Here is a 25,569-nt window from a genome sequence, read left to right on the forward strand (position 1 = left end):
GTTTATTATTTATCCATGCAATTTAATCCATTCTACATTATCATTATCAGAAATCTTGATGACCAATGTTTGAGTACTCATAGGCCATGCTCCAATTCTTTTTTGAGATATGGTGTAATACAGATGCTTTTCGGAGGTGCGATCTGGTTCGCCCAATAAGTCAATAATTTCAGGATACCTAAGGCTTCTTACGCGATCGCCATATAATATTTCATCAACCATCGACGCCCGATAAGGATAATCTGCACCTTTTTTTTCTTTCCATTTTCTAGCATCAAATGCAGATTCAGATCCTTTCACGCCATTATTTCTATGATCAACTTGGCAAGAAAAGATAAAAATACAAATCATGAGGATCATCCACTTTCCCATTACTCGCATGATCGATGTTTTATATTGAAGATAAGATTTTCATACAAATGCGAAAAATGCGACAAATTGAGTGTGACTAAAGCTTGAGTTTTCATACACCAAAACTTAAATTGCGAACGTTATCATATTTGCATGAAAAAACAATGTTCTGCTATAATCAAAGGAGAAACATTGTAAGAATAAGAGTACACAAATTAGTAATTAAGATGCCGGCTGCTTTTTTGTATCCGGCATTTTCTATTCTACCCATTTAATTTGATAAATTCTGCTCGGAGTGGAGGCTTGTGTATGTTGAGGTACAATATCCTCACAACCGCTGACAAATAAGGTCTGACCATCTTGACTAAACTCGAGACCCATAGGCCGATTGAAATCTGCTGTCACAATATCCCCATATGGCAATAGCCTTTCTCCTGTACCCGCAAAAACCTCCACTTTGCCGTCCATTGTAACGGAATAAATACGGTGAGTAGAGGTTCCTGCTACGTATAACTTACCATTGTAGAATTCCAGATGTCCAAGCCACATAATAAAAGGCACTAAATAGTCATCCGGTACATAGGTTGGAATGTTAGCGATGGTTTCAACTTCACCATTGGGATCTATTTTAATAATTTTACCTTCCTCCGAATTTATACTGGCATAGAGATTCCCAGAATCATCACCTGTTAGCCCTCTGATGCCTTTATCTACCTTGGCTAAGATCGATGCACTTCCGTCTATGGCGACTTTAATTACAAACCCTTCCCGATCTGCAATGTATAAGACACCCTGACCGTCTAAATATATACCCTCTGGCTTTTTTAATTCTACCTCTCCCATGCTTATCACTTCACTCGACCCTACTGATGAAAATTTGAGAACCTGACCTGCTTGTGTATGACTGACATAAAAATTTCCTTGTGGATCACTGTCTATGCCCCCTAAATATGGGTAGGCGTTAATTGAATTAGTTGTTTGTCCATTTGCTCCAATGTAAATGAGATGGGACATCTCAAAATCTCCATCTGAAAGATCATTGATAATATGGTAAGATGCCATGGCAAGTTGGCCGTCCTTATTCATGGCCAACTCACCTGATCCACCTTCCAGTTGTTTTGTATGATGACAAACTATACGGTTAGAGCTTAGTATCAGATCTTCAGGAGTATGAACCAGTGAGGGTAAATAAACTTCCGGATCTTTAGGTAGGGAAATGATTGCAGCACGATATGGTCTTCCCTCTATGATCAAATCCCCATCGCTATCCAACAATTCAGAAGGCATCCGCTTACCTTTTCTAGGGATCACTTCATTGGGCTGAGCATCTACATAATGAGCATTACTCAAACTTTGAAGAAAGTCCAAATCTTGTGATGAAAATCGCTCTGCTTTCACGATATAGATTCTATACTTGGCGATGTGATCCAGTCCAAATTGGTGGTATTTTATTTCTATATCTGAAGCATCTGCCCTGTTGCCGTTATCACGTGCCTGTGGATCGAATGCAGGCTCTAAGCTCTGTGTAGGTTCCATCTTTTGACAGCCATACGTCATGATAAAAAGAAAGATCAGGAAAAAAAACATGCAAAATGAAGTTGCAAGATTTACCTTACCAAATGCCAAAATGTACAAAGTTCTGAAGAAAAGCATCCATCAATATACAATATTACTTAAGGATAAAATAGATATTATTCCTCTCGATAGATCACTTAGTCATTATCCACATCCTTGGTACCCATTAAATATCCCAGTGGTTGATAGGCTTTCAGATGATCAAACATCACTTTGAGCATTCCTGATAGAGGCAAAGCAAGAATAGCACCCGCTGCTCCCCATATAATACTAAAGGCAACCACTGTTAAAATGCTAAAGAGAGGATTCAGGTCTATATTGTCACCCACAATCCAGGGCTGTAAAATATACGATTCAATCACTTGAGCGACGGACATGATGGCTACAATTAATAATATATCTGTCATGCTCCCTCCTGTAGCTAGTGTAATCAGGCAAGCCATAAGCCCACCCACAAGATTACCAACAAATGGGATAAAAGTCAGAAAAGCAGCCAAAACCGCAAGTAAAATAGCATAGTCAATGCCAACCAGGAAAAAACCTAAGCAATAAACCACTGATAGAATTCCTATAATGATTAACTTGCCATTAAGGTACTTTTGTGTCACCGTTGCCACATCTTCAATGGTATTCTCTGCCTTCTCATCATTATGAAAAATTCTGTGAAAAAAATTACTGATGCGATTTCTTTCTGCCAATAATAGAATGCAATATACAAGTGAAAGAAAAAATTTACTCACAATACCTGCTACACCACCTATAAATGCTAGAATGTTATTCTGCATTTTATTGACTGCTTCTTTCGCGTATTCTTCCTGATCTTTAAAGTTAATCCCAAACCAATTTTTAATATAGTTCTGTGCCTGTTTTTGAAGTTCAATCATTTCCTCCTTGATCTTGTCAGATTGTTCTGCTAACTCTTTAATCTGCCAACCCAAGGCACTCAAAAGACCTACAACAAAAAGCAAAATCAACAGGGTACTGACTATTGCTGATAGATACTTATTAAGCCTCCACTTTAAAAGCTTATCGTAAATCGGATTGAGTAAAAAAGCAAACATCCCTCCGAAAACGAGAGGGATCAGCAGCCCCTTGCCATAGTACATGATGATGGAGGCGGCTATGACTACCAGCATGACCATCGTTGACCTCTTAATCTGTATTGCGCTTTCCTTTTTCATCGTACCATCATATTATACTATTCTCCTACGCCGAATCGCAATAGCTTTATTTCTGCAGTCATGCGATCAATGGCGAGCTTGAGGCTTTTAAATAGTTCTGATTCTTCTTCATAGTTGGCGGATGCAACGTTGTGCACCCTTCGATCTTCCGCCATTTGGTCATAGCCTTCCCATTCTTCATCCTTATCAGGATCTATTGCAATGGCTATTCCCCCACCCTTTTCCACGATCTGAAAGGCGGACATATCGCTAGCTCCATCGCCTACATAAATGATCTGCGACATGGGAACATAATCATTTTCCGGGTCATGATCAATATAGGTATTTTCAAGTTCACTAGGCGAGTCCAAATCCAAACCTTCTTTCAATTGTTTGATGTAGTGTACTTTGTCAACATGGGTAATGATTCTCTTAGCACCGAGAATCCGACCTTCGGTATCGAATAAAAGCTCGCCACCATAAATTCTATCGAAGTGATCAGCAATAGGTGAAGCTTCAGGAATGGTTTTAAAACCAGCAGTCAACATCACAAATTCAAGTTCTATCTCTTCGTCTTTTTGTTGTAAGTGCGCTTTTAGCCTGGGAATGAAATCCTGAACTCCATCGAACAAAGGATAGCTAGCACCTAACTCTTCCATAGATTGTTTTCTCAAAGGACTGTTGTCTTTGTGGCTCCACTCTCTAAAAGCCTCCGCCTTTGCAAGAGCGTATTGCCACATCTCATCCTTCATCCTTGAATTGACTTCTTCAGAAAAAGTTTCATAATCCAAATCGAGGTGATCGAACAGTTTTTCAGTTGTACTGGGACCTAAAGTTCCATCAAAGTCGAATACCAATACAACTTTTTCTCTTAATATTCTAGTCGCTGAAGTAGACATAAAAATGCGTTTTGTCTCTCGAAGTGCTGATTCAATTGGAATTGTTCGCTTTTAGGTCATTCTGTACTATCTACTCCTAAACTCATGAGATAGGCCAACAAATCCCTTAACTCATCTTTATGTAAATGGGCTGTTAAGCCAACTGGCATGAGGGAATTACTGCCAATTTCAGTTTTTTTTATCTCTGAATTTCGAATTTCAATAACCTGACCATTGGCCTGACGAATACGCATTGATTGATCAGTTTTACGATCTAAAATACCGATGACTTTCTCATCATCTTTATTAGTAATGATCATGGTCTCGTAGTTTTGTTTGATGTCTGCATTCGGGTTGATCACTGCTTCCAAGATTGCTGCTGGAGTCATAAAACTTCCTATCTTTCCCAGATGCGGACCACTAAGGCCACCTAATTTGTCCACCATATGGCAGGATCCACACATCAATTCCTGTCTGCGATACACCAATCTTCCTCTGTACTGATCACCCTCATTTTGCGCAGCAACTATCAGTTCACTTTTCTCTTCTTCGGACATTTCCAACCCAATAGATGAGATTCCTCCTGCTTCTTTGACGACTTGTTCCAGTTCCAAAAGGTTAAGTCCTGCTGTCTGAACCGTACGTAAACTTGCACTTGCTACCATTTCAGGTAATGCTTCTTTTCTTAATGCGTTTACTAATATTTCGGGACCTTGGTTGGTTCTGACAAATGCACGAATCAGGGATTCTATGTGGTCCGCTTTTTCAAGCTCTTTCAGTAAATCAACGGCATTATTGACAGCTGCTTCTGGATCATGTTCTATCCATGCAATGTTAGCTGCTAGTCTGTTCTGAATTGGTCCAGGTGTACTGGCCATTTTCCTGACCTTCTCCTGCGTTCCGATTTCGATCAGTGCTCTGCTGCATTGCAACAAAAGTTCATCATCATCTGCATTATCAATCACCGACGCAAGATCATTTTCAAATCCATTGGCTTGCCACTTGCCCACTAACTTGACGGCCTCTTTTTGCACTTTTAGTGAATCATCTTTGATCAGTAGGTGCAGTTCATCTAATATTTCTGTACTTAATTTACGCTCTAAAGGGGAATCATTCACTATTGAGAGGAGTTTTGCACTATGTTCCTGACGGGACTTTTCGATTACTTCTTGAAATATCGGACCAACACCAATAAGGGCCAAATGCTCCCAAATTTCCTCTCTGGTCTCTTCTTTCAGATCTTTATCATCTTTGTGATCATAAAGATATTGTGCAACTTGAGGTTCTTCTGAAGTCAATAATGCGAATACCTGAGCATCGGTGTCGCCATCAAACAGATCCTCGCCGTCTGCAAACTTCTCTAGCCAAAGATCCTCTGTTTTTTGTAGTAATAAGGATAACGCAAACTCAAGGTATTCATCCATTTCGTGAACTCTTACCTTGATGCCTACTTCCACGGCTTCATATGTTCCTGCATTTCTCAACGCGTGTAGGGTTTCCAGACGCACCTGTGCATGAGGATCTCTGATCAATCTGCGGAATTCGTTGACATACTGGCTTTCCTGATCATAGTGCGATATTAATCTAATGGCTGCAGCACGTTCTCTATGATCATCTGACTGTAAACTTCTCTCTAAATGCCCTTTATCAAAGTGTCCGATGGCTGCCAGTAACCAAAGTCCCTCGATTCTACTTTTCGACTCTGACGGCTTGAGGCTTACCATCCAGGATTTTATCTCAGAAGGCTCAATTTGTCTCTCTACCAATGCTCGGTTGGCTAATATTCTGACGACTTGTATTTCTGACTTCAGTAAGCTGAATTGATTCTCCAAGCTTAGTTCTCTTATGTTCTTCTGGGGTGCCAGCGCATTTTTTTTATTGACCAACTTCCAAATTCTACCATGCGTCTTATCCCTCAGTGGGTGATGAAAGTCTACTTCGCCATGATCGATTATGGGATTGTACCAATCTACAATATAGAGCGCACCGTCTGGACCAAACTTTGTATCGACCGGTCGGTATGATCGGTTCTCTGAAACCAAAAGAGTTTGTAATTCTTCGGCCTCATAGGCACTATTTTGAGGACTCAATGCATACCTTATGGTCCGATTGGCTCTGAAATCATTGGTGATCAAGTGACCTTTCCATTCTCCTGGAAAATTAGAGGAATAGACCATTGCAGCGCCCGTATATTTGGGTTTGCCTGTATTGAGACCAGGCAGTATGCGCCGAGACCCTACAGCCTGCATGTGCGCTGACCCCGGAAAAATATAGCTTATTCCTGCGTAGCTCGCACCATCAGTTGAAAAGGATTGTCCCCACTCATTCAGTGCCTCACCCCATGGATTGATCAATCCTCTGCTGAATACCTCTAATTTTTGATGTAGTGGATTATAAGACCATATTCCTGCTCCATTTAATGACTTTATTCCATCTTTAGTTTCAATGTATGAATTGATGTAAATTCCTTGAGTGAAATGTAAATCACCCCATGGCATCCATTTTAAACCATGAATAGTGTGGTGTACATCTGCATTTCCAAAACCATCATACACGACGAAAGTTTCGTCTGCCTGATCATCCCCATTATAATCTGCCAGGAAAAGTAATTGAGTGGTTGCAGTGACATAGGCTCCGCCCTTCACAGGCATGACCGAGTGCGGAACCAAGAGATTTTCAGCAAAGACGATGTGCTTGTCGGCCACGCCATCACCATCCGTATCTTCAAGAATCACAATCTTATCATTAGGCTCTCTGCCAGGTACAATGTGTGGATAAGTACTGCTTGTCGCCACCCAGGCGCGACCCCTGGTATCCCAATTGATATTAATGGGATTTGCTATCATCGGATCCTTTGCAAACAATTGAACTTCGAATCCCTCAGGCACCCGAAATGCCTTTTGCTCAGCGACAACATCCGGTTCAGGTATGAAAGCAGGAATTTCATCATCTGCATACTTTTTTGGTGCTTCATAGGGCTTTTCCATTTCCACTTCCAGGTCATATTCATAACCATTCATCAAGCGTCGTATTTCCTCTTCTTTCTCTTCAACCAGTCTTAAAAGATCGTCCATTTCATAAGCCAGATGTCCCATCTCATGACGCCTGAATAAGTAGATGTAGGCCTCATTCAATGGTCTCATTCTAGACCGCCATAAGCGATTTTTTTCCCGGATAGTAGTCACCAATCTTTCATGTTTCATAGAATCCAGCGCTAGAACTACATGATTTTCTCGACCAGCTTTAGATATCAGACGTCCATTGACATGAACAGATGCAGGTTTGGGTGTATGGATTCGACCCTTATAAATCCCATGATCTGGCTTGAACTTAAAATAGGTGCCATTGACCGTATTCTTTTGAGACATAATATCACATTGAAGGCAATGTTCGACTATCCCGTTCTCATCCAGGGTCAATTCAAATGCTTGGTCAGGTTGAATTTGCAGATGTTTAAGTATCACTTCAGCCACCTTTTGATGTCCTTCAGCATTGAGGTGAAGTCCATTCTTTGCAAATTGCCTAATCTCCTTAAGGCTTTGATTGAGGTCAATGTAAACATATTGGCGTGTTTCAGCCTGTTGAATTATAAAATCACTGACTACAGATAAAGCCTTATTAGCTTGTGTTAAATCTAGGTTGACTGGAGGAGGTGTCAATAAAATGATCCTGGCATCTAAAGAATCTACTCTGTCCAATAGCCTGAGATAGCCAGACTCAAATAACCCGAAATCTGTTTCATCATCAAAAAATACACCCTCTCCACCATAGCCGATGAAAAGAGTAGTAGGATTGGCTTCTTTGATATGATTGAACAATGCCTCAGAACCATATCCCTCCTCTGCAGAGGGCGGCAGCCAGGACCTCGTGTTTTGGGCTGAGCCAAACTGTGAACGAGCCTTACCGAAAACATCGTCCGCGGCCCAACCTATGTTTTTAAAACTTACTTCTTTTGGATAGTAATACTTAGTCATCTCCACCTCCAAAACAGGATGATCTTCCATATTGGCAATGAAAGAGCCTCCGACGAAGACTATATTTTCTATTTCTTTGTTACTCAAAAATGACGGATTACCGTCATTTTGCTCACATGACATCAAGAATATTGAGATGATTATGAGTATTTGTAAAATTCTGATCAAGTGGCAGTAGATACTTTTTATAAGCTTAAGATGGTAAATTAATCCAATTTTTATTTTATAAGAAAGAAAAGACTTAGAATAAAAATACTATTCTAAAATTACTGTCGACTACGATTTATGTAAGCTACTTGACAAATCTCTTACAAGAGGAAAACCAAAATCAGTGAAAATCAAGTATATAAGTATAGAAGTGATAATCATATAACGCTTATTACCCGGTTGCAAAAAGCAACATAATAAGTACCTAAAATAAAAACACCTTTAATTTTTCAAAGCCGCTATGTTCACCCACATGGCGGCTTTTTTAAATATCAATCCCAAAAATCATGCAATGCTGCCAGGGTAAATTGTCGATGTTCTTCTTAAGTTTAAAACCCGCTAGCCTCATCTCTTTTTTGGCCTGCTGCTCCGTCATTTTATGTACTTCCTTTATCGGAACTTTTGGATCCTCTCCTCTATATTCAATTAAGTATACTTCTCCTCCAGGCTTGAGCGCCTTTTTTATCGATGCCAACATTTCCAAAGGAAATTTAAACTCATGGTACACATCCACCATCAGTACTTTATCTACTGAATTGACGGGTAGCTTAGTACTTTCTTCAATGCTATGAATCAGTTGGACATTAGTTAAATGCTCATTATCAAGCTTAACTTGAATGGCATTCAACATTTCATCCTGAATATCAACGGCATAGACTTGTTTTACTTTTGGTGCCATCTTGAGCACATGATATCCCGATCCAGCCCCGATATCAGCTACGATATCCTCTGACTCGAGATCCATATTCTTAATTAATCTTGAGGTATTTTCTTCGGCTTCTCTAGAGTCCCGATCTAACCAGTCCATGGCTTGATATCCCATGACGTGCGCTATCTCTCTTCCTAAAAACCATTTACCAATGCCATTGCGATCTCCCACTTTGTAGGTATAGACTGCGTCTGTGGTTTTCGGCTGCGCTTTGCAGGTCACTACTGAAGTCACTATGAGAATGTAAAAAGTAATCTTTAGAATGAAATGCATAAGCTTTTTCTTCATGAACAACAATCGAACGATGTATGTTCTCTGCATTCCACTTCAATCTGAACTTTGCAATGCCCTAAATGATTCAGATGGTCTTTCACTACCAACATCGATTCGCTTTATGATCCTCAGCTTGTGCGTGTATTTTCCAAGCTCACTATTATATATTCCATGATGATCAAAATAGTCGAGTCGAACTTTACCAAAAGCATGTAGGATTTGAGATTCCTCGGTAATCAGTCCTACATGGACTATCTGGCCTTTAGCGTTCTCGAAAAAAGCAAGGTCTCCTGGCATAGCATCCGAAGGAAAATCGACTATTTCACCTGCTCTAATCTGACCGCTGGCATCACGAGGAATACGAATTCCAGCCAATTTATAAATCATCTGAATTAGTCCGGATCCATCAATCCCAAAAGGCGATCTTCCTCCCCACTGGTATGGAGCATGAATGTACTTCATACCCAATTTTACCAATCGTTCATTGTTCATTTCCACAGCATCTCTCAATAGGGCTTGACCACTATAGGTCATTTTCCCATCTGGCATTCTAAAACTCATTCCATCAAATCGATTCAAGGTAGAACCAATGCAAATAGGAACACTATGGTTTCTCCCCAGAGCTCCCTGGACCAACTCCAATGCCATCGCTTGTCCTTCGAGATTCTTTTCAAAATCCTTTTTGTCGATTCGATAAAGTTGCAGAGCCGGAACCCATCCGATATATCCGCCCCATTCAGTACTCACCTTTAGCCATTGTTTGCCTTTTCTGTCCAGAATATGAGCTTGTTCTCCAAATAGTAATTGCGACACTTGCTCTTCTGCATGAGAAGGCTTTGAACGCAAGGACGCAACGGCCACGGTGCAGATCGCATAAGGATCTTCACTTTGTATGATTTTATTTCCTTTTTTCTTCGGCATTAAAGCTAAAACATTGACCTAAACATAAAACAAGAATGATTCCAAAACCATCAATAATTCATAAGCAAACACAATAAAACGGTTGAAAAAACTATTTTTGCATGGATGAAACTGGTGTATTCGATAATATTAGGTCTTATTGTGATTAGCTGTCAAAGTATTCAAGCTCAAGACCAACATTTTTCCCAATTTTTTGCGGCTCCATTGAATCTTAATCCTGCGTTGGCTGGAGCTTACGAAGGTTCTTACCGCGTAGGTGCAATTTACAGAGATCAGTGGAGAACGGTGCTGGATCATCCCATTTCTACTTATGGTGTGGGAGGTGATCTGCGATACAATATGCCTTTTTCTGATGCTAAAAATCCAGATGCAGCTTCTATTGGTTTCCAGTTTTTTGGTGACAATGCAGCCCTCTACGATCTTAATACAAACCAGATTTCCTTGTTTTTTGCTTATCATAAAGCACTGGACAAAAGAACGCGGCAATATCTTAGCGTTGGATTTCAGCTGGGTATCGCTCAAAGAAATATCAACTACGAAGATCTTACTTTTGGCGATCAATTTAACAATCTAAACGCCTATGATCAACCTACTTCAGAATTATTGCCGGTGAATAATTTTGCATACGGAGACTATGGAATAGGATTGCACTATACGATTACCCCTTCTGACTTTTTCAACTTTAATGCAGGATATTCACTCGCTCATTTTCATACGCCGAATATTTCATTTTTTGAAAATCTTGACGTTGTCAATCCAGACCTGGAAAGGGAGAATGAATTGTATATGAAACATGCTGCCTACTTTAATACGGAATTCAGAGTATCAGAGCAGGTGCGCCTAACGCCAAGAGCATTATTCTTGAATCAAGGCCCACACCAGGAGCTTAATGTGGGTAGCGGTATAAGACTGGCAAGAAACGAAGCCGCCCGCCAGGCTTTTCATATAGGAACGTTTTTGCGAGGTGTGAGAGATGAGGATGCATATGCCCTTGATGCTTTAATCCTGCTTGCTGGCTTCGAATATGATAATATGTTGATCGGGTTCAGTTATGATTTAAATCTTCGTGATCTATTGACAGACAGACAAGGGATTGGCATATTTGAATTTTCCATTTCTTACATTGGGGAATACGAGAATGATTTCAACTTTTGCCCGACTTTCTAATGTATTTGCGGGAAGCATGTGTCGAGAATTTAGCAGAAGCTATTCAGGCGGAAAAGCAAGGTGCGGATCGACTAGAATTATGTTCCAGACTTGATCTTGATGGACTGACGCCCTCCTTTAATTTAGTAAGGCAAGTGTTGGATAATGTTTCCATACCTGTAATGGTCATGATCAGACCAAGAGCTGGTGACTTTGAATATTCAGAACAGGAATTGGATGAGATGAAAAGGGAAATAGTAGCTTTCAAAAATTTGAATATTGCAGGATTTGTTTTTGGAGTATTAAGCAGTCAACACATTGATATTGGACGTACAAGAAGCTTAGCAGAGCTCGCATCTCCCTTTGAGATATGCTTTCACAAAGCCATAGATGAGGTAGAAGATATCATAGAAGCCGTGGAGCAATTAGCAGACATCAAGCAGATTACAAGAATTCTTACTTCAGGGGGAGCATCGACTGCTGAGAAAGGTATAGGAACTTTGCAGCAAATGATCGACACCGCAAGTGGGAAAATTTCCATTATGCCTGCCGGAAAAATTAGACCTGAAAACATTGACCTGTTACATCAAAAGCTAAATGCAATTGAGTATCACGGAAGAAGCATCGTGGTAAAATAATGATAAATAGATAAAACTTGCTATTTTCATGTCGATTCAATGACCTAAAATAAAAGCATGAATAGAAGGAAGGCCATGGGGTTAATGGCTTTAGCTGCCGGTGGAATGACCCTTTTCCCCTCTTGTCAATTTACAAAAGTACCTACTCTTGACCATTTACAGATCGATAAATCCACCTATAAAAAATTAGTTACTTTAAGCTCAAAGATACTGCCTATACCTGAAGAGCAAATTCTGGAAAATATGAGTCCCGCAGATTTCGTCTTAATTATGATGGATGATTGTAATACGGTTGAAGCAATTGATAAGTTTACCTCGGGAATGACTCAATTCTTTGAAGAGTACGAAGTGGATGAAATCAATGAAGAGCAGTTAAGTGCTATGTTGGAAGAAAATGATTTCCTGCAAAAGGTAAAAGGCTACAATGTTTGGTATTATCAAGGTCTAGAAACCTATTTAAATAGCTTTACCGATTATGAATTTATCCCTGCTCGGTTTATAGGGTGTGCAAAAGTGTAAAAATGGAAAATAAATTTGAAGCGATAGTCATTGGTGCCGGCATGTCAGGTGCTTATGCAGCAAAAGAATTATGTGATAAAGGCATTAAGACGCTTGTGCTGGAAAGAGGAAGAGATGTCAAACATAATGTGGACTACCCTACTACCAATATGCAACCCTGGGAATTTACCCACAGAGGACAAATCAGGCAAGATGTTTTAGATGAGAATCCGGTGATCGGGAGGTGTTATGCCTATAAAGAAGATGCGAAACACTTCTTCGTTAAGGATACTGAACATCCTTATATTCAGAAGAAGCCTTTTGATTGGATTCGCGGCTATCAGGTGGGTGGCAAATCAATTATGTGGGCAAGACAGGTGCAGAGGTGGAGTGATTACGATTTTGAAGGCCCAGCCAGAGATGGTTTTGCAGTGGACTGGCCGATCAGATATGCAGATCTTGCTCCATATTATTCAGAAGTTGAAAAATTTATTGGCGTTTCCGGTAATCGAGACGGTTTGGATGTATTGCCGGATGGCGAATTCTTAAAGGCCTTTGACTCCACGTGTGTTGACGAATATTTTAAAGAGGTATTGAATGAAAATTATCAAGGCCGGCATGTGATCTATGGAAGGTGTGCGCATATCACCGAAATGAAAGATATTTTCAAACAGCAAGGCAGAACACTCTGTCAAAGTAGAACGATCTGCCAGCGAGGCTGTCCTTTCGGTGGTTATTTCAATGCGAATTCCACCTTAATCCCATGGGCCATGCGAACGGGCAACATGACTTTGCGCCCCCACTCTGTTGTTCATTCCATCATTTATGACGAAGAAAGAGGCAAGGCTACAGGGGTTCGGGTCATCGATGCGCTTACTAAAGAGAGCAAAGAGTTTTTTGCTGATATTATTTTTGTCAATGCAGCCACCATCAATACCAACGCCATCTTACTCAATTCGACGAGTGACAGATTTCCCGATGGATTGGGCAATGACAATGGTATTCTTGGTAAATATGTTGCATTTCACAATTACCGAGGAAAGATCAATGCCATTCATGAGGGGCATAAGGAATTTGTTTCCGAAGGGAGAAGACCTACTTCCGGTTACATTCCAAGATTTAGAAATGTTGAAAAACAGGAAACTGATTTTCTTAGAGGTTATGCAGCTGGCTTCAGCAACAACCGCTACCGCAAGAGCAATTTGGAAGGTGTAGGAGAAACGCTATTGACCAATATGAATGTAAAAGGCGAATATGGTGAATGGAGAGTAGGATCTCATATGATGGGTGAAACCATTCCAAAGGCCACCAATTACATTGCTTTAAGTAAGGAATCTACTGATGAATGGGGAGTGCCGTTGATTAATCTTTCGATTGACTATGACGATAATGATGAGAAGATGCTCCTGGATTTTTTCGAACAGTTTACAGAAATGTATGAAAAAGCGGGCTTTGTAGAAATAAAAACCAGAGATACCAAACAGGCTCCAGGTCTGGACATCCATGAAATGGGTGGTGTAAGAATGGGCAACGATCCTCAGACTTCTTTACTTAACAAATGGAATCAGATGCATACCTGTAAAAATGTATTGGTAACAGATGGCGCATGTATGACATCCGTGGCCACCCAAAATCCATCTCTGACCTTTATGGCACTGACGGTTCGTGCGGTAGATCATGCAGTAAGAGAGCTCAAAAAAGGGGAACTGTAGGCTTTTAAATTATAAATTCAGATTTAATATGATCAAATCTTGGGTTCTATATTGGTTTGTAGCTGTGGTTTTATTTGTTGTCTCAAAAGCTTTAAAGAAAAGTAAACATCAGTCTCTGACCATTTCCTTAAATGTGCTGGCTATTGTATTTGCTGCAGTAGCCACCTGGATGATGTTAAAGAATTGAAAAAGGCAAATAGTGACTAAGGCATTTGTTTAGGCAAAAGGTCGAATATTTCATGGCCTTGCCTTCCCTTAATGTATTGCCAGGCGTCATTTCCTTCTTTGTCCTTATGATAAGGATTGGCACCTTTTGAAAGCAAAATCCGAATACACTGAATCTGATTTCGCTCGTTCATTTCTCCTCCTCTGAAGTATCCATGAATTCCATAAAGAAGTGGAGTGGCACCGAAATCATGATCTGGTACATCATAGTCTACTGGAAATTGCAACAAGGCAGAAACCAACGAATCCTGCCCTGTCCAGGCTGCCCAGTGCAATGCAGTCGCTCCATGAAAGCCCACTTGGGTATAGTCGGCACCTTTATCAAGTAAGAAATGGGCAATATCTGTTTGATAATATCCTATAGCAGCAAGTAATGGAGTGTCTTCTTTCCAACCTCCATAACCATTGATATTCGCTCCATTTTCAATAAGCACTCCCATGATACCCAGAGCAATTGAATCTGAAAATTTTCCAGCATGAAGACAATCACTTACATATTGCAAAGGATGAAGTTTATGATCCGCGTTTTCGCCCACAAAAATGGCTCTGTTGGCCAATTTCGCAACAAGTGCTGGATCAGCATTAAGATGCTCGAGTTGGCCTTTAATGATATAGTTTTGTAGTGTATGCACTACTCGCCACCCTCTGGTCCGTAAAACAATACCCATGTAGAAAAGTCATCACTTAAATTGAAAAATCGATGTTTATCTCCGGCTGGTACAAACAAGAAATCACCTTTATTGACATGTGTGGCTTGATCATTATGTTGAAATTCACCCTTCCCTTGGGCAATGATATATACTTCATCTCTGGTATGGGGTTCTTGCAAGTCTACCAGATGAGGTTTGTATATTTCGACTGCCAATGTACCATGCGTGAAAATTTCCACGAATGGATTTTTGGTAGTGGATAGTTTTTGGAGTGCCTGATTTACAGTGATATGATTCATATGAACATAAGTTCGTTTGGGTTGAATGAAGCGTGAAGATAGGAAATAATGCCCAAGCTTTGATAACGCTTTGTGAAGGCAACTATTTGCTGGCAAATGGAATTTGCCAGTCCCACGGCAGATTACAAGTCCCGGGGCAGAATACCTACCTACAATAGACTTTTAAATCTCGGTCTTTTCGGTGTCACATCGCCTAAACGCTCCCTTTTGCTTGCCTCGTAGGCTGAATAATTTCCTTCAAAAAACACAACCTCTCCTTCATCCTCAAAAGAAATGATATGCGTTGCTAAGCGATCTATAAACCATCGATCATGCGAAATCACCAAAACACATCCGGCAAAATTATCAATGGCCTCCTCAAGTGCTCTCAATGTATTGACATCGATATCATTCGTAGGCTCATCCAATAAAATTACATTTCCGCCTTCTTTGAGCGTAATGGCCATGTGTAAACGATTCCTCTCCCCTCCTGAAAGTACACCAACCTTCTTCTGTTGGTCTGATCCGGAGAAATTAAATTTAGAGATATAGGCCCTGACATTGACCTCACGACCTTCCACTTCAATAAAATCATTTCCATCTCCAACTACTTGAAAAATGGTCTTCTCTGGTTTTAAATCCTCATGAGATTGGTCTACATAGGCTAATTTTACGGTTTCTCCGATCTCCACCTTGCCTGAATCAGGTTCTTCCTCTCCCATGATCATCCGAAACAACGTCGACTTTCCAACTCCATTTGCGCCAATAATTCCTACGATTGCATTTTTAGGTATGGAAAAGCTCAAATTTTCAATCAAAACCCTATTGTCAAATGCCTTTGTTACTCCATCGACATTGATAACCGTATCACCTAATCTCGGTCCTTTGGGAATGATCAACTCCAGACGAGCTTCCTTCTCTTTAACATCAGCATTGGACATCGACTCGTATGCATTCAATCTGGCTTTCCCTTTTGACTGCCGTCCTTTAGGTCCTTGTCGCACCCACTCTAACTCCTTTTTCAAGGCTTTTTGCCTTTTGCTTTCTGCTTTTTCTTCATTTGCAAGACGATTGGCTTTTTGTTCCAACCAGGAACTATAGTTACCTTCCCATGGTATCCCTTCACCTCTGTCCAGCTCTAGAATCCAACCTGCAACATTATCCAGAAAATAACGATCGTGGGTCACTGCAATCACTGTTCCGGGAAAGCTTTTGAGATATTGCTCCAACCAGTGTACACTCTCTGCATCCAGGTGATTCGTAGGCTCATCCAACAACAAAATATCTGGTCTACTCAGTAACAATCGGCACAAAGCTACCCTTCTTCGCTCACCACCTGACAAAACAGAAACTTTCGCATCATCGGGTGGACATCTTAAGGAGTCCATGGCTATTTCCAGCGTGTGATCCAGATTCCATGCATCCAGTTGCTCCATTTTTTCACCAACTTCTCCCTGCTTCACTATTAAATCATTCATCTCCTCATCACTCATAGGTTCAGCAAATTTCGCATTGATCGCCTCATATTCATTAACCACATCTACAATGTGTTGAACTCCTTCCTGAACCACTTGTTTTACCGTCTTATCCGGATCGAGATCCGGTTCCTGTTCAAGATAACCGATCTTATATTCTCTATCAAAAGTCACTTTCCCCTGAAAATTCGTATCCAGACCAGCGATAATTTTAAGTAAAGAAGACTTCCCGGAACCGTTTAATCCCAAAACTCCGATTTTGGCACCATAATAAAATGATAACCATATGTTCTTAAGGACTGTTTTATTAGGTGGATATATCTTTGTGACGCCTTCCATGGCAAAAATCACCTTCTTGTCTGACATAATAATATGCTTTTGTTTTGAAGGCTCAAATATAGTGCTTTAGACCATTACACTGCTATGCATCGCTGATAAAAATGCATCCAAATCACTCCGAGAATTATAAATACTGGTAGCCAGACGGATGACCTTTCCTCGCAAAGAAATGTGAACGTTTCGCTCCTTTAATGCCAGGCTAAGTTTTTTCATATCAAAATGGTCAGGAAGTTTCACACCAAGGATATGATTGCACCTTCCGGATGATTCCTCAATGAAACAGCCATTGGCTTTGAATGCATTCAAGTAATCATCGATGAGGTTTGTGGAATAGGCCTGCAATCCTTCCACCGTCCATACCTGGAGTTGGGTCAAAGCGGTATGCATCATCGGAACTAGAATAAAATTACTATGCTCACCCACAGAGTATCTTGCTGCACCAGGCCTGTATTCAGAATTATAATTGACCAGATTTTTAAAATCGTCGCTACGTTTTCGAATGGTCCAGTTTTCTTCAATGGGTAGGCCTTTCAGGAATTTGTCATTGTAATAGGCAAATCCGATACCATAAGGACCGAATAACCATTTATAACCCACAGTTACTAGAGCGTCGGGCTTTATTTTTTGCACATCAAATGCAAGCGCCCCGATTGATTGCGAACCATCAATAATGAGATAAGCATCATTTTCATCACAAGCAGATCTGAAAGCCTGAAGATTGAACAAGGTGCCGTCTGCCCAATGCACATGACCACATGCCACCAGTAGCGTATCTTTATCGATTGCGTTCAAAATTGCTTCATTCCATTCACTTGATCGCCTGTCTCCGTATGAAGGTGGAGAGATAACCTCCAGGGCTAGGTTATTTTCTTTAGCAAGCCTTTCCCAGACATAGTAATTGGACGGAAATTGCTCACCTGGTACAATGATTTTCTTTTTTTTCCCAATGGTAAGATTGGCAGCAACATTGGCCAGTCCATAGGAGGCTGAGGGCACTATAGCAATATGATGATGATTTGTACAATTGATGAGGTTTGAAAATGCCTGCTTCAATTTGTCTACCGGCTCAAAAAAGTCTTGAGAAATGACCCTGTAGGGTTGAGATTTTGCCCTGACTCCAACTATTCCTGAAACTTCAACGGATTTCAAATTGGGAGACATGTATGCGTTGTTCAAATAATGAATATGATCTTCAATTGAAAATAGATGTCTGCCGCACTTTAACATTTGCAAAATTATATACCTTAAATGTAAGAAGAGTAAGCGTTTATATGTAGTAAAGACTCTGAAATCTTACTCTAGTACTTGATAGATTAACATAGGTTTGGCCTTGTTCTTCACTTCAATGGAACCCACTTTCTCACATTGAAAGGATGACTTAATTTGATCATAACAGGCTTCAGTGATGATGATCTGATTTTCTTTAGCGACATCCTGTAATCGTGCAGCAGTATTCACGGTGTCACCAATTACGGTATAATCTAAGCGCTTAAGGGTGGATGATCCTATATTCCCTGAAATCATTTCCCCACTTTTAATGCCAATGGAAACCTTGGGCTGATATTGGTCAGGCGTTTTTGAAGTGGACAGTTTGTTGATTTTATCACGTATAGCTATGGCTGCATCTACAGCTCTGTCTAAATGATAGTCGTCTTTAAAAACAGCCATGATTGCATCACCAATGAATTTATCGATGAATCCATCGTTTTCAATAATGATTTTAACCATCTCATCGAAATATTCATTTAATAACTTTACAACCGTATCCGCAGGCTCATTTTCCGCAAATGATGTAAAACCACAGATATCAATAAAAACCACTGTTGCTTCTATCGTTTCAATGGCCAGCAATGTGCTTTCGAATTCTCTCTTACCCATAAAATTAAGCACGCTCTCATCTACATACATCTTTAGAATATCATTTTCTTTGATAGCTTTTATGGTCTCCTTCAGATGCTTGGTGTGTTGTAATGTTTTCTCCATGGTCAAGGTTAGATCTGCAAAGTTGATGGGTTTAGTAATGAAATCAAAAGCACCCCGATTCATTGCTGTTCGAATATTCTGCATATCACCATAAGCTGAAACGATGACAGCTTTTATCAATGGACTTACATCAGCCAGTTTGGTCAAAAGTGTCAAACCATCCATTTCTGGCATGTTGATATCACTCATGACGATGTCAATTTCAGGTACTTCGTTCAATTTTTCCAGTGCACTTACACCATTATCTGCGAAATGAAATTCATACTTCTGTTCTCGTATTTGCTTGCGGAATTTCTGTCGAATGAGAGTCTGTAAATCCTCCTCGTCGTCTACCACTAATATTCTTGACATCATGACTGGGTATTAAGTTTGTCCTTTAAGAGTTTGAAGTCCAAAGGTTTGGTTAAAAAGTCGTCGGCTCCTAGTGATTTAGCTGTAGTAAGGTTTTCCTGATCTCCATACGCGGTTATCATCATAACAACCGGTGGAGGTACGATGTATTTAGATTTTATTTTTTCGAGCAATTCAAACCCGTTCATACCGGGCATGTTAATATCGCTCAAAATTAAAACAGCGCCCTGATCCATCGTACTCAGCAATTGCAGTGCTTCTTCTCCTGAATAAGCAAAATCAAATGTGTATTCGCCCTTTCTTATTTCTTTTCTAAAACGCTGAAGAAATAAATCCTTCACATCTTTTTCATCGTCTACTACTAAGATTTTTTTCATTTTATTTTACTTTTTTGGAAGTTGAATCGTGAATTCTGTATACGCTCCGTTTTCAGTTTTCACACTTATCGAACCTCCGTGAGATTTAATGATATCGTAACTCATGGATAGGCCTAAACCAGTGCCCTGTCCAGTGGGTTTGGTCGTGAAAAATGGCTGAAATATTTTACTCCTGGCTTCGTCCGAAATTCCATTTCCATTATCACTTACCTTTATAATTATATTTTCGTCTAAATTTTTAGTGGATACTGTGACCGTAGGTGCATAATTTGGTAGATTCAATTGGCCTTTCTCATTAACTGCATAGAAAGCATTGGTAATCAAGTTCAGTATTACTCTTCCGAGATCTTGTGGTACCACCTTGATTTGTGGCACGCTTTCATCTAAATCGGTTATAAGTGTGGCATTGAATGATTTATCCTTTGCTCTTAATCCATGATACGCAAGTCGGAGATATTCTTCTGCGAGTTGATTAATGTCTGTTGATTCTTTTTCTGCGGTGCTTTTCCTACTATGTTGAAGCATTGCCTTAACTATATTCTCCGCTCTTTTGCCATGAAAATTAATTTTTCCCAAATTGTCTTTAATATCTTCTGCGATTAACTTCGCCTCTTCTAATTCCCCGGAAGAAAGTTCGGTATTCATTTCATCGATAAGCTCGCTACTCAATTCTGAAAAGTTATTGACGAAATTGAGTGGATTTTGGATCTCATGAGCAATTCCTGCCGTTAACTCGCCCAAAGAAGCCATCTTCTCACTTTGTATTAATTGATCTTGGGTGGCCTTTAAATGTTCAATTGAATTTTTCAGTTCTGCTGTTCGCTCTTTCACTTGCTGTTCCAGTTTGATATTTTGATTGGCAAGTATTTCCTTCTTTTCTTCCGTTATTCTTATTACTTTTTGAGATTCTTGCGATATGGCCACAAGGATTTCCTTAAACCTCACCGAAACATAAACCAGCAAAAGGATAGGTGCTATTAATACAGTCAATGAATTAATAGGCTTTTCATATTCATAGTAAAGATCTAGTGAATATTTATGCAAATAAATATATGTGAATGCTCCTATTACAGGAAGTACAAGGGCTGCAACTACCGCCCATTGTCCTTTAGTGATAGAATCCCAATTCGTATACAGGAGATAAGTGATGTATGCAACCATCAGCGTAAATACAATTCCAAAAGGCAGAGAGATTGAGAAAAGATGTGCAATAGCACTGGTGATGGTCAGCGTAATTAAAATACCAATAGATATCCAGGTGGTGCGTTTGGTCAAAACCCATTCAAGAATGATCAATGAAAATGAAAAAATGGCGGGCTGCAAACTTACAGTGAATACAAATCTAAGTTTCTCCTCTGGATATGATATTTCGTAGAAAGTATTGTAAAATAAGCATATCGCTGATATCAAGGTCAAAGTGGTTAATATAGCTATCAATTTGAAAATCTTCTCCCTGGGATTTAAATAAACCATTAACTAAAAAAGAAAGAAAAGCAGAAATGATATCCCCATGCATAAAGCCCCATAAATATGCGTTTGTCTCAGATCGTTTTCAATTCGATCCAGGTATCGTGGACCATTTAAATTGATAAAATTTTGAAGGTTTTCTGGTTTGAAGCGAATTTCTCTTTGGGTAAAAGTGGTCTCATACGCTACCAGGTGCATAGCGAGCAGGTATTCCTTGTTTGGTTGGAGTCTGATGGGTATGGGTTCTTTTAGAATCGGATTGTATGCCTCATATGGATTGCCCGTTTTACCGAATGAATGAATCAAAACCCCATCTAGATAAATATCGGTTGCAGCCCAAAGATTACGACTAAGGTACAGCGGCATATTTTCAAATGAACTATCCAGTGTAAAGGCTAATCTAAACCAGCCCTCTAATCTGCCAACAGAATCTTCCATCGATGCACTTAGCTCAGTAGGTTTCAGCTTTTCCCAATCACTCACATCTATTCCAGGTTCAGCCCACTTCTTATCATCTCCAGCCTTGTAGATCCATCCATCTAGAGGGGCGAGAAATAGTCTTTGATAGGATTGGAATTGTGAAGTCGATAATACGACAGGTTTTTCCTGACCATGAAGTATTGAAATACAGCAGAATACAACTAATATAATCAATCCTCTTCTTTTCATGATTCACATGGAATTAGGATCGAGAATTTGCTACCATTTCCGTCTTTGGTTTCCACATTGAGAAGGCCACCATGTCCTTTTGTTACAATGTCAAATGCTAAAGATAATCCCAATCCGGTTCCCTCTCCGGTAGGTTTTGTCGTAAAAAAGGGTTGAAATATTTTATCCTTGATTTCATCAGGTATGCCTTTACCATTGTCCGCGATGTCAATGACCACATGGCCATTTGATTTAGATGTAGAAACAGAAACTGTTGGTTCAAAATCAAAGGATTGTTCCAACTTCTTTTCATTGACTGCATGAAATGCATTGGTAATGATATTTAAAATGACACGACCCATATCTTGAGCTATAACAGGAACATTGCCTACTGTGTCATCGTACTCAGTAATCAACTTTGCATTGAAAGATTTGTCTTTAGCTCTGAGTCCATGATAGGCTAAACGTAAAAATTCATCGGTTAATTTATTGATGTGAACAAGCTCTTTTGTGGCAGTGCTCTTACGACTGTGCTGCAACATTCCTTTGACAATGCCATCGGCTCGCTTTCCGTGGTGCGAAATCTTTTGAAGGTTCTGTTCAATATCTTTGGCGATTGCTTTCGCCTCCTCAAACTCACCGCTTTTGATTTCCTCGTTCATTTCTTGTAATAGTTCCGTGCTTAGCTCTGCGAAATTATTGACGAAATTGAGTGGATTTTGAATTTCATGAGCTATTCCCGCTGTCAGTTCTCCCAGTGAAGCCATCTTTTCAGACTGAATGAGTTGATTTTGAGTGGATTTAAGATTGGTCAATGTTTCTTCGACCTTCAATTTGGCTTTTTCCAATTTAACAAAGTCCTCATATCTACTGTAAGCCACTGAAAACGATTCAGAGAGATTTTTGACCAGTTCAATTTGTTCTTCATTTAAGGGATTTCGATGCCCAACATACAACATGCCCTGCAAAAAAGGAATAAAATGCAAATACAATGACTCAGGGGCATCATGCCCTCCCTGGTATCCTAATTTATTTTCAATTTTATCTAGCTTGATGAGCAAATTGGTCCAATCCATAAATTCAGCTTTGTTCCAATGGACTTTATAGACTTTTTCATTTCTCCAAAACTCAACGGAATTTTTAGTAATGTCGTTGGTTTCGTAATTTAGAATCATCACTCCCAGAGATTTGCCGTCCGGTGCAGACAAGTAAACATCAATTCCCTTCGTTTCTTCATTCATAATGAAAATACCACAACGGAAAAATGGTACGCCCAGGTTGGTTAACTCTTGCCAAACGATTGGTGTTATGCGATTGAGATCTTCCGTAGATCTCATACTTGCAATTTCTCCACGTACGCGATCTAACGACGACTGTTTTTTTGCTTCATTTTCTCTTTTCTCTGATTCCAATAATTCCCTATACCTCTGGTAAGTCAATCCGAATACCTTGGCAAACCGTTGTAAGGTCTTGATTGCTTTAGTACTTAGCACATTCCTTGTGAAAAAAAACAGGGCGCCTTCTTTGAAGATAAAGACCGTATTATAGTGCGTCCCGAAAACCTCACTTGCAGCAGGGAGGTTATAGCCCCTACCCTCTCTCATGGCTTGGTAGTAAGCTTTCGAATACTCGCCTGAAAGTTCAAATTGAATGTGGTCATCCTGTGCTTTCCAGGCCAGGTAAATATTTTCAAATAAAGAATGAGCAGTCATATCAATGTGTCCTGAGACATTGATGATGGTGTCCTCATCAGTTGCTGAGGTAGTCCAGACATCCATTTTCATGTTTTCATGGATTATTAATACTCCACACCTCATGGTTTCGATTCCCAGATTTTCTATCTCATTGAACATAATATTAGTAGCTGCTCCGATATCTTCTCCAGACCTCATTCCGATGGCTTTAGAACGCACTCTTTCCAAGGCTGCCTCTATTTGTGCTTCTCTTGCTTGTGCTTCCGCTTTCTTTAAATCCAGAAAACGCACATAAGTTTGTTCAAAAACCGCTGCAAAACGGCGAAAGATATCTATGGCATTGGGTACTTTTTCATAAGTGATAAACAATAAGAATCCGAATGAACATTTCACCAAGTGATTGATCTGATAGGTAGGTAATGCTAATCCATAATCCTTGATTTGTTGGAAAGTTGCTTCCAGGTCAGGCAAAGATTTCATATAGTCGTAGTGCTCTTCCAGATCAGTTCCACCTAATTCCTGAACCAAAATTTCTTGATCATTCTGAACGAAATCATACCACTCTAAGAAGGAAGTTTCACCCATCAATGGTAAAATAAATGGATGTTGGAGTTTTCCTTCACTACTCATGATGCAGGTAGTAGACTTCATATCCGGAGATAAGATATTGTATCCACAACTCCATGCAGGTATTCCTAGACTCTGAATCTCCAGAAATAGCACATTAGCAGCATCTGGCAATTCTTCACTTTTCGTCATCGCCATGGTCCTGCTCCTTACTTTCTCCAGTCCTAGTTGTACTTGAACTTCAAGAGCTTGATTTTCAGCTTTTTTGAGGTCGAGAAATCGCAAATGTGCAAGATCAAAAGCTTCAGCAAATTGCACTAAAATCTCCAGGTCACTTTGTGGAGGATGCTTTACAACTCCTGGAAGACTATATCCTATTTCCCCATGAGTAGTGCGTGCCATTATAAATGTCAATCCTCCTATACTTCTGATATCGTCCGCTGTAGGTGCATTCGGATCGATGTGTTGAAAATCACCCAATGTCACCATTTTATGGACATAATCAATAGCTTCTTCTGCATCCATAGCATAAACGACAGTCTGTTCATCACCTACTTCCCACTCTGAAAGTAAAGGAATATCACCATGTATATGCCTGGGTAATTTCATAACGAAACCGATGCGCCTTCCATCTCCGGAGGTCATCGCTTTCTCGTAGTGGTTAGGAGACCAAAGCATATGCCAGAAATAGTGCGCTTCATGACCAAGTGCAATGAATTCTGACCTCATGGCAACTACCACATCGAGTAGATCCTCAGATTTTTTCATGCCTGTGGCTTGCGCTCTTATTCTTTGTAGAGCACCTTCGATTTCAAGCATTTTATTCCTCCGCTCGAGCTCAAAAGTTCGTTCTTCCACGGCTCTTCTTAATCTCTCGTTTTCAGCCTTTAGAGCGTCCTTGCCTATAGCTTCCCCTTCTTGGATTTTCGAGTCCGGAAATGATCCGTGTTGCTGCAAAATAATCCAACGGTCATCACTTTTTTGCATTAGTGTGGACAACCTGAATTTCTGATAAAAATTCCATTTTCCATTCAGTTGGACAAACATATCCCCATACTCGTGGACCATAAAGTAAGGGTCATATTTTATAACATCAGATACCTTGTTTCTCAATTCAACCACTCCCTTCATTTGATCTATGACACGGTACGAATAATCAACAATTTCAGCCTTACTATTCCAGATTTCTTCCTCAGAACTTCCTATATTCCTATAGTCTTGGTCCAGATATTCGGCCCACCTTTCCAGATCTCCTTCGAAGTATGAAGACCAATAATCATCCATTACATGTTTGATTTCAACAATAAGATCATTGGTTTGGGACATAGATTATTCAGTTTGTCAGTACAGGCACTATACTAAATATACGTCAATGTTATTAATTAGAACAACTTACTCACTATTTGTACAAATTTCTTACACATAGCCGAGAGCTATGTGAAATTCATAATCCTTGTTGGCACTATTTATTGG

The 25,569-nt window shown here is 39.9% G+C and carries 21 protein-coding genes; 5 read left to right on the forward strand and 16 right to left on the reverse strand.

Going from position 1 to position 25,569, the window contains the following annotated elements; all coding sequences use genetic code 11:
* Positions 1 to 9: 9 nt before the first annotated feature.
* From L2567_RS18865 to L2567_RS18895, 7 genes are all read right to left on the reverse strand, one after another.
* The gene (locus tag L2567_RS18865) at positions 10 to 381 is read right to left on the reverse strand and encodes a hypothetical protein (protein WP_235299411.1); all 372 of its coding nucleotides are present in this window, start codon (positions 379 to 381) and stop codon (positions 10 to 12) included.
* Between the two features lie 228 nt (positions 382 to 609).
* Positions 610 to 1,887 carry an NHL repeat-containing protein gene (locus L2567_RS18870; RefSeq protein ID WP_235299412.1) on the reverse strand — a complete coding sequence of 426 codons (1,278 nt, stop codon included), beginning with the start codon at positions 1,885 to 1,887 and terminating at the stop codon, positions 610 to 612.
* Between the two features lie 176 nt (positions 1,888 to 2,063).
* Entirely contained in the window at positions 2,064 to 3,107 is a 1,044-nt protein-coding gene (locus L2567_RS18875; RefSeq protein ID WP_235299413.1) for an AI-2E family transporter, read from the reverse strand.
* A 17-nt stretch (positions 3,108 to 3,124) separates the two neighbouring features.
* A complete protein-coding gene (locus L2567_RS18880) occupies positions 3,125 to 3,985 on the reverse strand; it encodes an HAD family hydrolase (protein WP_235299414.1) in 861 nt (286 codons plus the stop codon).
* 56 nt (positions 3,986 to 4,041) lie between these two features.
* Positions 4,042 to 8,025, reverse strand: coding sequence for a PVC-type heme-binding CxxCH protein (locus tag L2567_RS18885; protein ID WP_235299415.1), 3,984 nt, complete (start codon positions 8,023 to 8,025; stop codon positions 4,042 to 4,044).
* A 385-nt stretch (positions 8,026 to 8,410) separates the two neighbouring features.
* Entirely contained in the window at positions 8,411 to 9,175 is a 765-nt protein-coding gene (locus tag L2567_RS18890; RefSeq protein WP_235299416.1) for a class I SAM-dependent methyltransferase, read from the reverse strand.
* A 6-nt stretch (positions 9,176 to 9,181) separates the two neighbouring features.
* The gene (locus tag L2567_RS18895; RefSeq protein ID WP_235299417.1) at positions 9,182 to 10,048 is read right to left on the reverse strand and encodes a C40 family peptidase; all 867 of its coding nucleotides are present in this window, start codon (positions 10,046 to 10,048) and stop codon (positions 9,182 to 9,184) included.
* A 105-nt stretch (positions 10,049 to 10,153) separates the two neighbouring features.
* Between L2567_RS18895 and L2567_RS18900 the strand changes: the two genes are divergently transcribed.
* Genes L2567_RS18900 through L2567_RS18920 form a run of 5 tightly spaced genes read left to right on the forward strand, consistent with a single transcriptional unit; the run spans position 10,154 to position 14,229 of the window.
* Positions 10,154 to 11,215, forward strand: a complete 1,062-nt coding sequence (locus L2567_RS18900) for a PorP/SprF family type IX secretion system membrane protein (RefSeq protein ID WP_235299418.1) — start codon at positions 10,154 to 10,156, stop codon at positions 11,213 to 11,215.
* Complete coding sequence (locus L2567_RS18905) at positions 11,200 to 11,832, forward strand: copper homeostasis protein CutC (protein ID WP_235299419.1); 633 nt, start codon at positions 11,200 to 11,202, stop codon at positions 11,830 to 11,832. Before L2567_RS18900 ends, L2567_RS18905 begins: the two co-directional genes overlap by 16 nt.
* Before the next feature lie 57 nt (positions 11,833 to 11,889).
* Positions 11,890 to 12,351 (forward strand): hypothetical protein, encoded by a 462-nt coding sequence (locus L2567_RS18910; RefSeq protein ID WP_235299420.1) that lies wholly within the window; start codon positions 11,890 to 11,892, stop codon positions 12,349 to 12,351.
* Positions 12,352 to 12,353: 2 nt separating this feature from the next.
* Entirely contained in the window at positions 12,354 to 14,042 is a 1,689-nt protein-coding gene (locus L2567_RS18915) for a GMC oxidoreductase (protein WP_235299421.1), read from the forward strand.
* A 28-nt stretch (positions 14,043 to 14,070) separates the two neighbouring features.
* A complete protein-coding gene (locus L2567_RS18920; protein ID WP_235299422.1) occupies positions 14,071 to 14,229 on the forward strand; it encodes a hypothetical protein in 159 nt (52 codons plus the stop codon).
* A 16-nt stretch (positions 14,230 to 14,245) separates the two neighbouring features.
* Here L2567_RS18920 and L2567_RS18925 read toward each other — a convergent pair whose 3' ends face one another.
* The 9 genes from L2567_RS18925 to L2567_RS18965 all read right to left on the reverse strand — a co-directional run bounded on the left by L2567_RS18925 (position 14,246) and on the right by L2567_RS18965 (position 25,422).
* Positions 14,246 to 14,935, reverse strand: a complete 690-nt coding sequence (locus tag L2567_RS18925; protein ID WP_235299423.1) for an ankyrin repeat domain-containing protein — start codon at positions 14,933 to 14,935, stop codon at positions 14,246 to 14,248.
* Complete coding sequence (locus L2567_RS18930; RefSeq protein ID WP_235299424.1) at positions 14,899 to 15,216, reverse strand: cupin domain-containing protein; 318 nt, start codon at positions 15,214 to 15,216, stop codon at positions 14,899 to 14,901. The genes L2567_RS18925 and L2567_RS18930 overlap by 37 nt, the downstream gene beginning before the upstream one ends.
* A 149-nt stretch (positions 15,217 to 15,365) precedes the next feature.
* Positions 15,366 to 17,036: an energy-dependent translational throttle protein EttA gene (ettA, locus tag L2567_RS18935; RefSeq protein WP_235299425.1), complete on the reverse strand. Its 1,671-nt coding sequence runs from the start codon at positions 17,034 to 17,036 to the stop codon at positions 15,366 to 15,368.
* A gap of 39 nt (positions 17,037 to 17,075) precedes the next feature.
* Positions 17,076 to 18,236: an aminotransferase class V-fold PLP-dependent enzyme gene (locus L2567_RS18940; RefSeq protein ID WP_235299426.1), complete on the reverse strand. Its 1,161-nt coding sequence runs from the start codon at positions 18,234 to 18,236 to the stop codon at positions 17,076 to 17,078.
* Between the two features lie 66 nt (positions 18,237 to 18,302).
* Positions 18,303 to 19,346: an adenylate/guanylate cyclase domain-containing protein gene (locus L2567_RS18945; protein ID WP_406626728.1), complete on the reverse strand. Its 1,044-nt coding sequence runs from the start codon at positions 19,344 to 19,346 to the stop codon at positions 18,303 to 18,305.
* Positions 19,343 to 19,720 carry a response regulator gene (locus tag L2567_RS18950; RefSeq protein ID WP_235299428.1) on the reverse strand — a complete coding sequence of 126 codons (378 nt, stop codon included), beginning with the start codon at positions 19,718 to 19,720 and terminating at the stop codon, positions 19,343 to 19,345. Before L2567_RS18950 ends, L2567_RS18945 begins: the two co-directional genes overlap by 4 nt.
* Positions 19,721 to 19,726: 6 nt before the next feature.
* Complete coding sequence (locus L2567_RS18955; protein WP_235299429.1) at positions 19,727 to 21,157, reverse strand: sensor histidine kinase; 1,431 nt, start codon at positions 21,155 to 21,157, stop codon at positions 19,727 to 19,729.
* A gap of 39 nt (positions 21,158 to 21,196) precedes the next feature.
* Complete coding sequence (locus tag L2567_RS18960; RefSeq protein WP_235299430.1) at positions 21,197 to 21,856, reverse strand: hypothetical protein; 660 nt, start codon at positions 21,854 to 21,856, stop codon at positions 21,197 to 21,199.
* Complete coding sequence (locus L2567_RS18965; protein WP_235299431.1) at positions 21,853 to 25,422, reverse strand: ATP-binding protein; 3,570 nt, start codon at positions 25,420 to 25,422, stop codon at positions 21,853 to 21,855. The genes L2567_RS18960 and L2567_RS18965 overlap by 4 nt, the downstream gene beginning before the upstream one ends.
* Between the last annotated feature and the right edge of the window lie 147 nt (positions 25,423 to 25,569).

Origin of the sequence: Portibacter marinus (genome assembly GCF_021533195.1) — a bacterium.
Lineage (GTDB): Bacteria > Bacteroidota > Bacteroidia > Chitinophagales > Saprospiraceae > Portibacter > Portibacter marinus.

Excerpts from the sequence above, each read along its gene's own strand:
- L2567_RS18865 (WP_235299411.1), bottom strand. The coding sequence starts at position 381 with ATGCGAGTAATGGGAAAGTGGATGATCCTCATGATTTGTATTTTTATC.
- L2567_RS18870 (WP_235299412.1), bottom strand. The coding sequence starts at position 1,887 with ATGGAACCTACACAGAGCTTAGAGCCTGCATTCGATCCACAGGCACGT.
- L2567_RS18875 (WP_235299413.1), bottom strand. The coding sequence starts at position 3,107 with ATGAAAAAGGAAAGCGCAATACAGATTAAGAGGTCAACGATGGTCATG.
- L2567_RS18880 (WP_235299414.1), bottom strand. The coding sequence starts at position 3,985 with ATGTCTACTTCAGCGACTAGAATATTAAGAGAAAAAGTTGTATTGGTA.
- L2567_RS18890 (WP_235299416.1), bottom strand. The coding sequence starts at position 9,175 with ATGCAGAGAACATACATCGTTCGATTGTTGTTCATGAAGAAAAAGCTT.
- L2567_RS18895 (WP_235299417.1), bottom strand. The coding sequence starts at position 10,048 with ATGCCGAAGAAAAAAGGAAATAAAATCATACAAAGTGAAGATCCTTAT.
- L2567_RS18900 (WP_235299418.1), top strand. The coding sequence starts at position 10,154 with ATGAAACTGGTGTATTCGATAATATTAGGTCTTATTGTGATTAGCTGT.
- L2567_RS18910 (WP_235299420.1), top strand. The coding sequence starts at position 11,890 with ATGAATAGAAGGAAGGCCATGGGGTTAATGGCTTTAGCTGCCGGTGGA.
- L2567_RS18915 (WP_235299421.1), top strand. The coding sequence starts at position 12,354 with ATGGAAAATAAATTTGAAGCGATAGTCATTGGTGCCGGCATGTCAGGT.
- L2567_RS18920 (WP_235299422.1), top strand. The coding sequence starts at position 14,071 with ATGATCAAATCTTGGGTTCTATATTGGTTTGTAGCTGTGGTTTTATTT.
- L2567_RS18925 (WP_235299423.1), bottom strand. The coding sequence starts at position 14,935 with ATGGGTATTGTTTTACGGACCAGAGGGTGGCGAGTAGTGCATACACTA.
- L2567_RS18930 (WP_235299424.1), bottom strand. The coding sequence starts at position 15,216 with ATGAATCATATCACTGTAAATCAGGCACTCCAAAAACTATCCACTACC.
- ettA (WP_235299425.1), bottom strand. The coding sequence starts at position 17,036 with ATGTCAGACAAGAAGGTGATTTTTGCCATGGAAGGCGTCACAAAGATA.
- L2567_RS18940 (WP_235299426.1), bottom strand. The coding sequence starts at position 18,236 with ATGTTAAAGTGCGGCAGACATCTATTTTCAATTGAAGATCATATTCAT.
- L2567_RS18945 (WP_406626728.1), bottom strand. The coding sequence starts at position 19,346 with ATGATGTCAAGAATATTAGTGGTAGACGACGAGGAGGATTTACAGACT.
- L2567_RS18950 (WP_235299428.1), bottom strand. The coding sequence starts at position 19,720 with ATGAAAAAAATCTTAGTAGTAGACGATGAAAAAGATGTGAAGGATTTA.
- L2567_RS18960 (WP_235299430.1), bottom strand. The coding sequence starts at position 21,856 with ATGAAAAGAAGAGGATTGATTATATTAGTTGTATTCTGCTGTATTTCA.
- L2567_RS18965 (WP_235299431.1), bottom strand. The coding sequence starts at position 25,422 with ATGTCCCAAACCAATGATCTTATTGTTGAAATCAAACATGTAATGGAT.